This is a genomic window from Anaerobium acetethylicum (assembly GCF_900096945.1).
GTDB lineage: Bacteria > Bacillota > Clostridia > Lachnospirales > Lachnospiraceae > Anaerobium > Anaerobium acetethylicum.
In genome coordinates, this window is sequence record NZ_FMKA01000006.1 from 91,734 (window position 1) to 104,500 (window position 12,767).

Sequence of the window (12,767 nt, forward strand, 5' to 3'; positions counted from 1 at the left end):
TCAAAAAGGTTGATGATAAGCCGATGGTGATTCATACCAAAGAGAAAGCGAAGATTCACAGCCATGTTCCCAAAGGTGCATCCATCAAAGGTAGTAATATATACACTGTTGACCGTTCTCCCAAGATTAAGGGTAGTGCGGTTGCTAATGAGAAGCAAAGTAAGTCATATCGAAAGAGCACCATTCATAAGACAAAGGCTGATAGAACAGGACGTATTTCTAAATTCTGTAAAGGGATACAGAATAGTAACCAGCCCATTAAGGTCAAGAAGACTACACTTCGGAATGCAGGAGTTGTAGGTGCAAAGACTGCAACAGACCATATGGAAGGTGGTAGAGAAGTACAACAGGCTGCTGGAATTATGTATGAAGCATCGAAACCGGTAACAGGTACTGCGTCGAGAGGTGCGGCATTGTTTAAAAGGCAGGCAATCGCAGCAAAGCAAAGAAAGATTAAGCAGGTTCAGGCAGGTAAGAAGATTGCAAAGAAAGCAGCGAAAAAGACTGTAAAAGATGTGTCGAAAAAAGTCGCTAAAGAGACTACAAAAGAGACTGCAAAGAAAACAGCTAAGATTACGGCTAAGGTTACAACAAAAGTTGCAGCTTCGGCAGCAGGCACAGCAGTTGCGCCGGGAGTTGGTACAGCAATAGGTTTTGCGGCAGGAGAAGTAGTTGGAGCAAAGATAGAACATGACGATATGGTGCGTAGTAATCGTGCAAGAAAAGTGAAATTCTTTTTAGATAAGATGAAAGCACAGAATGATCAGCAGGATTCTCTTGCAAAACTTGTAAAAGATTTGGTGTTTCGTAGAGCATCAATGGTGATTAAGCAGATTATCGCAGTGATTGGTCCGTTTCTATTGCTGTTGGTTCTTTTGATAGCGCTGATATGTGTGCCTGTGATTGCAGTAGTTGCAACGATTTACAATTCACCATTTGCTTTATTTTTACCACCACTTGAAGCGGGTGATACAGTCCAGACAGTTACAAGTGCTTATGTTGCAGAGTTCAATCGTGATGTGAATACTCTGGCAAATGACCATACGGGATATGACAGTGGAGAAGTGGTCTATGTGGATTACGAAGGTACGGATGCTAATCCATCTAATTACTACGACATTATGTGCGTGTATATGGTGAAGCATGGAATTGGGGATGCTGCGACTATAATGAATGATACTTCTAAGGGGTGGCTTCAGGATGTGGTAGATGACATGTGTTCCTATACAACGAGTTCAAGAACAGAATCACATGATAATGGAGATGGAACAACAAGTTCTGAGACAATCCTAAGTGTAAATGTATCAATAAAGAGTTATCGGGATATGATTACCATATATGGTTTTTCTTCGGAACAGATAGCACTTCTTAATGAAATGATGAGTCCAGAGAATCTTGCAATGATTGGCTACTCTGGTGGAGGTGGTGGCGGAGGAAACAGTGTTTCTTCGCTGACACAGGCAGAGATAAATGCCATCTTAAATACGATTAGTGATAGTACGCAAAAGTCAGTATTAAGTTATGCACTGACAAAAGTAGGTTATCCATACAGTCAGGATTTAAGAGATACAGGCAATTATTATGATTGCAGTTCACTGGCATATTATTCATGGAGAGCTGCGGGAGTGGATATCAGTTATGGTGGTGCAACCACAGCAGCTGCGGAAGCACAGGGACTTAACGAAGCAGGAAAGTCCGTAACAGAAGCAGAACTTCAACCGGGCGATCTGATTTTCTACAGTTATACAAATAACGGCAGATATATGAATATCAGTCATGTTGGTATTTATGCTGGAAATGGAAAGATGGTTGAAGCGAAAAACGAAGCAGAGGGTGTTGTATATGGGGACTTCCATAGTGGAAGTGCTGTGTTATATGCAAGACCAAATAAGTAGACAAAGGACAAGGGTGAAGCCAAGAAAGTTTCGCCCTTCTTTTGTAGAATGGAGGAATTTATGAAGTTAGAAGAGATTGTGCTTGTGAAAGAGCATTTAAAAGGAAAAACAATGAATTATCTTTTATCGTTGGATGATTTCATGCAGATTCATGTTGGAAGAAAAACGGATTCGCTGGTCATGGGTGGTCAGATTGCATTAGCACTGGCAAAGACCTTGTCAGAGGATAAGAACTGGATGCAGATTGAGTTTTCAGAGCATAAAAGAGTGGAAGCAAGATTTTGTTCTAGTGAAATGCAGCTAAGAGGATTTCTTGGTGGCAGATTTGATGAGATTGATGTAAAGACAGTATTTGCAGAGGATGTATGTAACGCTTACTGCCTTGATAAAGTAACCAATCTTGGTCTGAGAATTGATGGAAGTACCAATACTAAGTTTCAATTCACTTACAAACCAGTGGACAGCCATTTTGAGCAGGGAGATATTCTTCACAATTTCAATGGCTCGGACTACAGAGTATTAGAGAAGCTATCTGCTAGAAACTTACTTCTTATGGATGTAAAGCAGGGAAGTATGGTAGTTGCAATCGGTTCTGGAATGTACACCAAGTATCCAAAGGGCGAAGAACCTACTGAGGATAATCAGACAATCGGTTTGGAGTGGGATCATGGAGTATATCTTGGGAATACACCGAGCCTTGTAGATTTTTCAATCATCAGAGAAAAGTACGGTGAAGTGAAAGAGATTGAAACCATTGATGATTTCAGAAGCAGTCAGGAGGATTTGTTCAACTTCTATAAGAAGATTGCAGAGAGTCCAATCCTTGAAACCTCTGTGAAAGAGGCTGCTACGAATGCAATGTATGATGTCTTTTGCACTGGCAGACAGGAAGTGTTCTTAAATAATCTATCAGGTGGCAAGTATGATAGTAATTTTATTGGAGCAGCACCTGTGCAGAAAGAGATGGTGAGATAGATGGCAACAAAGGTATTTGAGATAGAGATTAGTGAGCAGCTTTCAAGAGTGGAGAAGATAGAAGCAGAAACACTTGGAGATGCCATTGATAAGGCAATGGAACTTTATTATGGGCAGAAGGTAATCCTCGATGCAGATGATATGAAGGGCGTAGAATTTCAACCTATAGAACAACAAAAAGAGAAAACACGATAAGCGGAGGATAAGGCAATGAAAAAAACTAACAGTATTGACAAAACAATGGAATTTTTAATGAGTGAACTTCATAAGGAATGGGACAGAACTGGTGCTACGAAAGCATCCGTTCTTATTTCTTTAGAGGAAGTAGAGGAAGTGAATAAAACACTTGTAGCTACAATTATGAAAAGACAGGAACAGGCTGACAAAGCTATTGATTTCAAGGAATGTGTCAGACTTTCCAAAGAGAACTATATTCTCTTACGCCTTGCTAGAAAGATTAAGAAAGAAGAAGACCGAACCAATAAATTAGCGTTGGGGTTGGAATTTGAAGTGGCATTGGACAAAGAGGAATTAAAACTATTTAAGGGAATATTCAAAAGCAAAGTTCAGTAAATAATACGGAGGTGATGGAATGAGCGTAGATTATAAAGTAAGAGCAATCTATGAAGAAGAAATTCACGATGTTACAAAGTCAGCGGACAAATGGAAAACTGTACTTCGTCTGGCTGGTAATCTGTATCGTTATGAATTTGATAACATTATTATGATTTATGCCCAGAAGCCACGAGCAACATTATGTGCTGATTATGATACTTGGAAGTTAGTGGACCGATTTGTTAAGAGGGGAAGTAAAGGCATTGCCATCTTCCCTTCAAGAGCATTAAATCCACGAATGAGATATGTGTTTGATATTAGCGATACGGGTGGCAAAAACAAGAACCTGACATGGACATTAGAGGGAGATTTCTTAAAGGATTATCTGGATATGCTTGTGTCAGAAGGGCAGATTAAGCAGTATGATGGAACAGACAGAAACACGATGATGACTTCGCTAAAACACTTTACAAAGACCGAGATCAGAGGCATAATAGAAGAGGAATTCGAAGATCGAATGTCCGAATTAATGCAACTATCAGGTAGTGTGATAAAGGAATTTTTTACAAAACGCAAGGGCTTACCAGAAGATATGAGCATTTCTGAACAGTTAGTATTTCAGAGTGTTATGTATGTGGTAGGTACGAGATGTGGATTTGACTTATCTATGCAAGAACAGGATTTTAGTCAAATCGTAAATGTAACTGATGAAGATACGATTTACCGTCTTGGTTCTCTTGTATGCGATGTCTCCTGTAGTGTTCTGAAAAGTTTTAATCGTAACTTGAAGACCATTGAAAACGAAAGGAGATTATCATATGGCAGAGATGGCGTTAATGTATCACGAAGTGGACGGACTACTATATCCGAACATTCAGATGGAGAAACAGAACCTTCAGAATCTGGGCAAATACGGGAGAATGGCGATGAAGTATCTACAGGAGAACAATCTAAGCAGATACAAGACACTGTTCCGATTCGGGATGCTAGAGGAGAAGATGAAGGAAGTGGAAGAGGAAGCGAACCAGTTGCTAGACCAGCTGATGGAGAGTTATCTTCAGAAACACAAACCAGAGAATCCATCCTCAACAATGGAGATGTGGAAAATCAGAGAACAGGCGAAGATGCAGGCAGAGGAAGTAGTGCTTCATCAAGTAGTGATGACCTTTCATTAAATAGAACATCGGAAGATGAAGAACTGAATAGAGAACTGAATGAATTAAATTCATTTGGAAATAGTGCGGAAGCCGAGTATCATCAGGCTTCCTTTTTTGATGCGGATTTCGGACTAGAACGAAAGGGGCAGGAAGTAACAAAGAAAGCGGCTGGAGGATATCAGTACACTTATATCGAACCAAAGAAAGAATTGGTAGTACCAGCGGAATATGTGAAACAGACCTTAATTCGGGGTTCGGGATTTGAGAATGGAAGAACTCGTATCTGTAAGATATATGAAACAGAGATTGATGCAGGTACAAGAGCTAGACTGGTAAAGAAGGAATATGGTCAAGGCGGAGCAGGGTGGCCATTAGAAGGATATGGACTTCATGGCTATGATACTTTCCATTCACAGGGACTTCGTTTTCAGTGGAGAGATGAGGAAGGCGAAAAAGAAGGTTATATTTCTTGGAAGACAGTAGAAAAAGAGATTGGTGTTCTCATTATGACAGGAGAATATCAGCCAGAGAGACAATCTCTTGATGAAATAGCAATGGATGGTGACAGGGAAGATATTATAGATGCAGATTTTAGAGAAGTGGAAGATATCGAACCTGAGGAAGTAGAAATAATTGATTCCTTTGCTATTCCTGATGAACCAGAAAGTTATGAGAGCAACAGAGTACAGGCAGAAGCGGATAGTTCCCATGAAATGACACCAGAGGAATTAGCAGAAGAAGATCATATGGTTACAATGGCTGAGTATGGTGCAGAGATGAAGGCAGAAGCTGAGAAGCTAGAAGTAATTCCTACAGATTATGCACAGGTCATTGCAGATATGGATGAGGATAAAAGGGATGCAATGGAGATACTTGTAACAGAGTGTTCCATTTATAGTCCGTTTCATCCATTCTTACAGGACTTAGCAGCTTCAACAAGTTTGCTAATGCCAAATCGCTTGGAGTTCTTGTCGGGTATAGCATTAGGTGATAAGGAAGAACGCACAGGATACTGTAATAATCGTTATGGATTGGTTGAATATGTCATGAAACCATTTGAAGTTCAGTTAAATTACAAGAACCGACATGGCGAGCGAGTGAAGGACAGTACGGGATACCGAGAATTATATGAAGTCTTATCCTATATGTCGAAGCAGCCATTTTATTGTGGGGAAGATGCGAAAGCAAGATACTTTGAAATGCTTATCGGTGATAAGGAAAAGATGAAGCCTATTTATCGTGATTTCTTAGATAAGCAGAAAGCATTTGTCGAGAACCAGGAGAAACAGAAAGCTTGGAGTGATAGTTTTCATGGTGGTGCTACTAATGCTGAAGTATCTAGGTCAGAACCAGTTGAAACACCTGTGGATGGAGAAAAGCACAACTTCCATTTCAATCTATGGGAAGTACCAAAAGGTGGAGCTAAGACCAGATATCAGTGGAATGTGGATGCGATTCATACACTAAAACTTGTGGAATCAGAGGGCAGACTTGCTACAACAGAAGAGCAGAAAACTTTGTCAAATTATGTCGGATGGGGCGGTTTATCTCAAGTATTTGACGAGAAAAACGAGAACTGGAAAAAGGAATTTGCAGAGTTAAAGGAATTACTTTCCGAGGATGAATACACAGCAGCCAGAGCAACTGTTAATAATGCATTTTATACAGCACCAGAAGTGGCAAGCTGCATGAGTCAGGCATTGGTACAGTTTGGCTTTCGAGGTGGCAATGTATTAGAGCCATCTATGGGTATTGGTAATTTCTTTGGGACAATTCCGACACCATTACAAAGAAGTAACTTATATGGAGTGGAGCTAGATAGCATTTCAGGAAGAATTGCAGGGCAGTTATATCAGAAAGCCAACATCAGTATTACAGGTTTTGAAAAAACGAATTATCCAGATAACTTCTTTGATGCAGTCATAGGAAATGTGCCTTTTGGTGATTATAAGGTATTTGATCCAAAGTACAATAAGTACAACTTCCGTATCCATGATTACTTTATCGCAAAAGCATTAGATCAGGTAAGACCGGGTGGAGTGGTTGCAGTAATTACCACAAAGGGAACGCTTGATAAAAGCAATCCTACCATCCGAAAGTATCTTGCAGAACGAGCAGAACTAGTGGGTGCAGTAAGACTTCCGAATACTGCATTTAAGGATAGTGCTGGTACAGAAGTAACTTCCGATATTCTGTTTCTTCAAAAGAGAGAACGAAAGATTGACATTGAACCTGACTGGGTGCATTTAGGTTATACCGAGAATGGCATTGCAGTAAACAGCTATTTCACAGAACATCCAGAAATGATATTAGGTCGTATGGAGTATGATACTAGAATTTATGGGCAGGACAGCAGATATACAGTCTGTGTAAATGACGATGAGGACTTCAATCTTTATGCAGCGCTTAATCAGGCAATCAGCAATATCAAAGCAGAAATGACAGATTTCGATAGGGCAGTCGATGCAGAGGAAGTATCGGAAGATACCATCCCAGCAAATCCTGATGTAAGAAATTTCACTTACACATTCTTTGAAGGAAAGCTCTATTACAGAGAAAATTCCGAGATGGTAAGACAAAATGTTTCAGATTCAGCGGAGGAGAGAATCAGACTGTTAGATGAAATCAGACAGGTAACAAGAGAACTGATTGATTTGCAGATGGAAGGATGCAGCGATGAGGAACTTGCAAACAGCCAAAGAACACTAAATAAGAAATATGATAATTTCGTGGAGAAGTATGGCTATGTAACATCGAAAGCAAATAAAACAGCATTTCGTGATGATAGTGATTATCCTTTGCTTTGCTCTTTAGAAGAGGTAAATGAAGATGGGGAGGTCAAGAAAGCGGATATGTTTTATAAGCAGACGATTAAGGCAAAAACTGTGATTGATCGAGTGGAGACAGCTGTGGAAGCTCTCAATATCTCAGTAAATGAGTTTGGTGGAGTAAATCTTCCCTATATGCTCAGTATCTATGAACCAGATATCGAAGAAATGAGACAGAATGTGACAGAGGATATGGATGTTCCATTTCCAGAAGTAGAGTTCTCGGATGAACAGACATCAGAATTTAAGAGAGCTGCACTTGTACAGGAATTAGAGGGAGTAATCTTTTTAAACCCTGCCAGCTTCAATGAGAACAATCCAAATGCAGGATGGGAAACATCAGATGAATACCTGTCTGGGAATGTAAGAGATAAGTTTCGTGTAGCAAAGGCAGCAGTTAGTGATAATCCATCCTTTGCCGTGAATGTGGCTGCACTTGAAAAGGTTCAGCCCGTAGATATTGAAGCGAGCGATATTGATGTAAGAATTGGTTCTACTTGGGTGGAACCTACGGATTACGAGCAGTTTATTTATGAACTGGTTAATACGCCAAGAAGAGCAAGGGCAGTCAGAACGGAGTGGTACAATTCAGGCATTCAGGTACACTTAAATAAAATGAGTATGGAATGGTTTATTGAAAACAAAACGATGGATAAGCGTTCTGTGGCAGCTACGAAGACCTATGGTACAAGCCGCATGGATGCTTATTCTATTTTTGAGGATACCTTGAATCTAAAGATTGTAACAGTTAGGGACAGAGTGGATGATGGGGATGGCAAGTATCATTATGTGGTTAATAAGAATGAGACAATGCTTGCTAGAGAAAAGCAGTCCCAGATTAAGGAGAAGTTCAAAGACTGGTTATTCTCAGATCCAGAACGCAGAGCGAAGTATGTGGAGTATTACAACGAGACTTTCAACAACAGCAGACTTCGTGAATATGATGGCAGTCATTTACAGTTTCCGGGGATGAATCCTGAGATTGATTTAAAGCCACATCAGAGAAATGCCATAGCTAGAATACTTCTTGGTGGAAATACTCTGTTGGCACACTGCGTAGGAGCTGGAAAGTCCTTTGAAATGATGGCAGCCTGTATGGAGCAGAAAAGACTAGGACTTGCGAATAAGACCATTATGGTTGTACCAAAACCTTTGATTGGACAGACAGCTTCTGAGTTTCTAAGACTTTATCCTTCTGCGAATATCTTGGTTGCAAGGGAACGAGACTTTGAAAAGAGCAGGAGAAAACAGTTTGTATCCCGTATTGCAACTGGGGATTATGACTGTATTATCATGTCCCACTCGCAGTTTGAAAAGATTCCTATTTCTGCGGAACGTAAGGAGCGAATGCTGAATCAGAAGATTGATGAAATCACCTATGCCATTGATGAAATGAAGTCGCAAAATGGCGAAAGGTGGACTGTTAAGCAGATGGAGTCAGCCAGAAAGAAGTTAGAGGAACAGCTGAAAACCTTAACTGATGAAAGCAGAAAAGATGATTTGATTACCTTTGAAGAGCTAGGTGTAGATTCCATTATGGTTGACGAAGCGCATAATTTTAAGAACCTTGCGATATTTTCTAAGATGAACAATGTATCTGGTATTAGTTCTACAGGTGCAAAGAAGTCTACGGATATGCAGTTAAAGTGTCAGTATCTAAGCGAGATTAACCAGGGCAGAGGTATTGTATTTGCTACGGGTACACCAATTAGTAATACCATGTGTGAAATGTATGTTATGCAGTTGTATTTGCAGAAAGAAGCATTAGAGCAGATGGGAATCTATCACTTTGATTCTTGGGCGGCGAACTTTGGTGAGGTAACAACAGCACTAGAATTAACCGTTGAGGGAAGTGGTTTCCGTTTTAAGAGCAGATTTAATAAGTTTACCAATTTGCCAGAACTGATGAATATTTTCAGGGAAGTAGCAGATGTGCAGACATCGGATATGCTTGACCTTGATGTGCCAGCACTTCGAGGTGGCAAGGCAATGATTGTAGAAAGTGAACCAGACTGGTATGTAAAACAGGTGATGGAAGATTTTGTGGTAAGAGCAGAGAGGATTCGTAATGGCGGAGTAGATCCATCGGAAGATAACTTCTTAAAGATTACTCATGAAGCGAGACTTCTTGGAACGGATGCAAGGCTGTTAGATAAGGATGCACCGAACAATCCTGATGGCAAGCTGAATAAGGTTGCAGAGAATGTATTTGTAGAATATGAAAAAGCGAAAGCTGATGGCCGTATTGGTTGTCAGCTTATTTTTTCGGACATTGGAACGCCTTCAGCAGAGAAGGACTTTACTGTTTATGATTATTTGAAACAGTCCCTTATCCAGTATGGAATACCAGAGGAAGAAATAGCTTTTATTCATGATGCAAAGACTGACGCACAGAGAGATGTCTTGTTTAAAGAAATGCGAGCAGGCAAAAAGAAAGTACTGATTGGTTCGACTGACAAATGTGGAACTGGTGTAAATGTACAGACTCATCTTGTAGCTCTGCATCATGTGGACTGTCCTTGGAAGCCTTCTAGTATCGAACAGCGAGAAGGAAGGGGAATCAGACAGGGAAATGAGAATGATGAGATAGCCGTTTACCGCTATGTCACGAAGGGAACTTTTGATGCGTATAACTGGAGTCTGGTGGAGAATAAACAGCGATTTATTAGTCAAGTAATGACCAGTAAAGCTATCAGCCGAAGTTGTGAGGATATTGATGAAGCAACACTCTCCTATGCAGAGATTAAGGCAGTTGCTACAGGCAATCCGCTTATTAAAGAGAAGATGCAGCTTGATAATGATGTGCAGAGATTGAAACTATTAAAGGCATCTTATGATAATCAGAGGTATGGATTGCAGGATAACTTCATGATTCGTTATCCAAAACTGATTAAGGCAGCTAATGAAAAACTTGCCTGTGTGAAAGAAGATATTAAAGCCAGAGATGCAGAGCTTATCAATAATCCTGATTTTTCGCTTGTTGTTGGCAAGATCACTTTTACAGAGCGTGTGGATGGTGGGACAAATCTTCTGGAAACCATCAGTAAATGTAAGACTGGAGAAACAACGGCAATTGGTGCTTTTCATGGTTTTGAACTCTTAGTAGAGAAAAACTTCTTAGGAGTGAATTATCTGATTCTAAGAGGAAAAACCGAGTATAAGATGGAACTGTCCACCAGTCCTGTAGGAAATATGGTGAAGCTTGAGAATACCTTTGCTGGAATATCGGAGAATGAGGATTTCCTTGATAAGAAGATTGAACAGTATGAGAATGATTTAGCTTCTTCCAAAGAGGAATATGAGAAACCATTTGCTCATGAGGAAGAATTGCAGGTGAAATTAGCTAGACAGTTTGAACTCAATGCAGAACTTGACCTAGAAAATGCAAAGAGTGTGGATGCAGATTTAGGCAGAGTAGACCAGTCTGAGGAGGAAGAGAAGAACATCGGTGTTGCGGAAAGAGATGTACCTTACCTGACGGATAACAGAATAAGATAATGTGATGCCCTGTCAAAAGATGGGTATTTTGTAACTAAGAGAGGATGTGATGCAAGTTGGACAGAAGAAAACTGATAGCGGGAATATGCATTGTGGTGGGAATTGCTTTTATGGCAGTTCCTTTTTATTACCACAACAAAGGATCAAATGAAACAGAAAGGCTGCTAGAGGATTTTACGCAGGCAGTAGAGGAAGAACAGGATGAAGAGACAGCAGATGAAAAGGAAGAGCAAACCACCCTTAGTGAAACGGATGCATCCTTATTTGCGGAAGGCGATGTTATTGCCATTCTTGAAATTAAAGAATTAGGCATTAAATATCCCGTAGTAGAGGGAGCAACTTCTAGCAATTTGAATATTGCAGTAGGTCATTTGACTGAAACAGCAGGGATTGGAGTATCAGGAAATTGCGTCATTGCTGGTCATAATGGTAGCAGATATGGGGAATATTTCACGAATTTAAACGAAGTGTGTATTGGTAGTGAAGTCACACTACTTGATAGAGGAGGTATTATCTACACCTATGAAGTGGCAGACAGCTTTGTGACCAATCCTTATGACAATTCCATAAAAGTACAGGGAGAAGAAACAGAATTAACTCTTTTTACCTGTGCGAATAAGGGCACGATGCGTTTCGTTGTGAAATGTGTTTTGAGAGAGTAGGTGAGGATATGGAAGAAAAGAAGATGTACCGACTCGGCGATATTGAAGAGGTGATTGCTGAAATGGATTTTTCAGACACAGATGATGATATTGCTGAGATTGATGCTGATCTAGAGTTCTGGATCAGCGGATGGTATGTTGTGATACCAAGTCTTGGTATCCATGTCAGAGAAGGGGTGGCATGTACTTTTGATGAAGAAGAAAACATGTTTATGCCAGACTTTGATGTAACTGTAGTTTGCGAAGGAGAAATTGCTTCTGAAACATGGATGTACTATGAGCAGGACGGGATTTTAATAACTTTGGCAAACTGGCTGAATGGCAGAATGCCAATAGATGCAATCGAGAAGCTAGAGTGCTATATCGAGATTGCAAATGTAACTAATTAACTTATATTTGTCGGCAAGAAGCAGACAGAAAGTGAGGTACTATATGAAATATTCAATTAAAGTAAATGAAGTGAAACAAAAAGAAGGAAAAGAAAGTAATATCCGTGGCTTTGCAACTGTTGTGTTTGGTGATTCATTTAAGATTACCAACATTGCAATCCTTGAGAATAAAAACAAGGAGCAGTTGTTTGTATCTATGCCTCGTTATCGTTCTAATGAGCGTGATGAGGATGGTGGGGCAATCTATAAAGATGTATGCAATCCAGTAACAGCAGAATTTCGTGAGGAACTCTATGGAAATATCTTGGAAGCATACTATCAGGAGATTACCAAAGGAAAAGGACAGGATTCATCAGAGAAGTCCGAGATAGAAATGCCTGAGTTTTCTGTATCCGTTACTCCTTATGAAAAAGAAGGAAGCAGTGTTCGTGGACTAGCCCGTATTTATTTTGATGACAGCTTTATTGTCAACAATGTGAGTATCTTACAGGGGAAAGATAAGTTGTTTGTTGCAATGCCAGCTTATAAGACCAAACAAGTGGATGAGCAGGGGAAAGCCATTTATCAGGATGTGTGCTATCCGGTTACAAAGGAGTTTCGTGAGAAGCTTTATAGCCAGATTATCAACGAATATGATAAGGCAAAGGAGCAGACACAAACACAGGCACAGGAACGAGCATCACAAGTACCTGAACGAGCACCAGAGAAGGAAGCAACACCCTTTCGATAAACAATAAACATTAGGGGACAGGCCATTGCTTGTCCCCGCACTATGATTGGAGGAATGAAAGATGGATACAACACCAGA

At 40.2% G+C, this 12,767-nt stretch carries 8 protein-coding genes; all 8 read left to right on the plus strand.

From position 1 onward, the window contains the following. Window positions 1-23 precede the first annotated feature (23 nt). The 8 genes from BJR36_RS07480 (at window position 24) to BJR36_RS07515 (ending at window position 12,689) form a co-directional block, all read left to right on the plus strand. On the plus strand, window positions 24-1,895 hold the full coding sequence (locus tag BJR36_RS07480) for a C40 family peptidase (RefSeq protein ID WP_091232390.1): 1,872 nt from the start codon (window positions 24-26) through the stop codon (window positions 1,893-1,895). A 60-nt stretch (window positions 1,896-1,955) separates the two neighbouring features. Further along, window positions 1,956-2,870: a hypothetical protein gene (locus BJR36_RS07485; protein WP_091232310.1), complete on the plus strand. Its 915-nt coding sequence runs from the start codon at window positions 1,956-1,958 to the stop codon at window positions 2,868-2,870. Continuing rightward, window positions 2,871-3,065, plus strand: coding sequence for a DpnD/PcfM family protein (locus BJR36_RS07490; protein WP_091232313.1), 195 nt, complete (start codon window positions 2,871-2,873; stop codon window positions 3,063-3,065). 15 nt (window positions 3,066-3,080) lie between these two features. Then, the gene (locus BJR36_RS07495; protein ID WP_091232317.1) at window positions 3,081-3,443 is read left to right on the plus strand and encodes a hypothetical protein; all 363 of its coding nucleotides are present in this window, start codon (window positions 3,081-3,083) and stop codon (window positions 3,441-3,443) included. Window positions 3,444-3,462: 19 nt separating this feature from the next. Then, window positions 3,463-10,908, plus strand: a complete 7,446-nt coding sequence (locus tag BJR36_RS21235; RefSeq protein WP_091232321.1) for a helicase-related protein — start codon at window positions 3,463-3,465, stop codon at window positions 10,906-10,908. Window positions 10,909-11,000: 92 nt separating this feature from the next. Then, window positions 11,001-11,570: a class D sortase gene (locus BJR36_RS07505; RefSeq protein WP_242875491.1), complete on the plus strand. Its 570-nt coding sequence runs from the start codon at window positions 11,001-11,003 to the stop codon at window positions 11,568-11,570. A gap of 8 nt (window positions 11,571-11,578) precedes the next feature. Continuing rightward, window positions 11,579-11,959, plus strand: coding sequence for a hypothetical protein (locus tag BJR36_RS07510; RefSeq protein ID WP_091232327.1), 381 nt, complete (start codon window positions 11,579-11,581; stop codon window positions 11,957-11,959). A gap of 43 nt (window positions 11,960-12,002) precedes the next feature. Next, the gene (locus tag BJR36_RS07515; protein WP_091232329.1) at window positions 12,003-12,689 is read left to right on the plus strand and encodes a SpoVG family protein; all 687 of its coding nucleotides are present in this window, start codon (window positions 12,003-12,005) and stop codon (window positions 12,687-12,689) included. Window positions 12,690-12,767 lie beyond the last annotated feature (78 nt).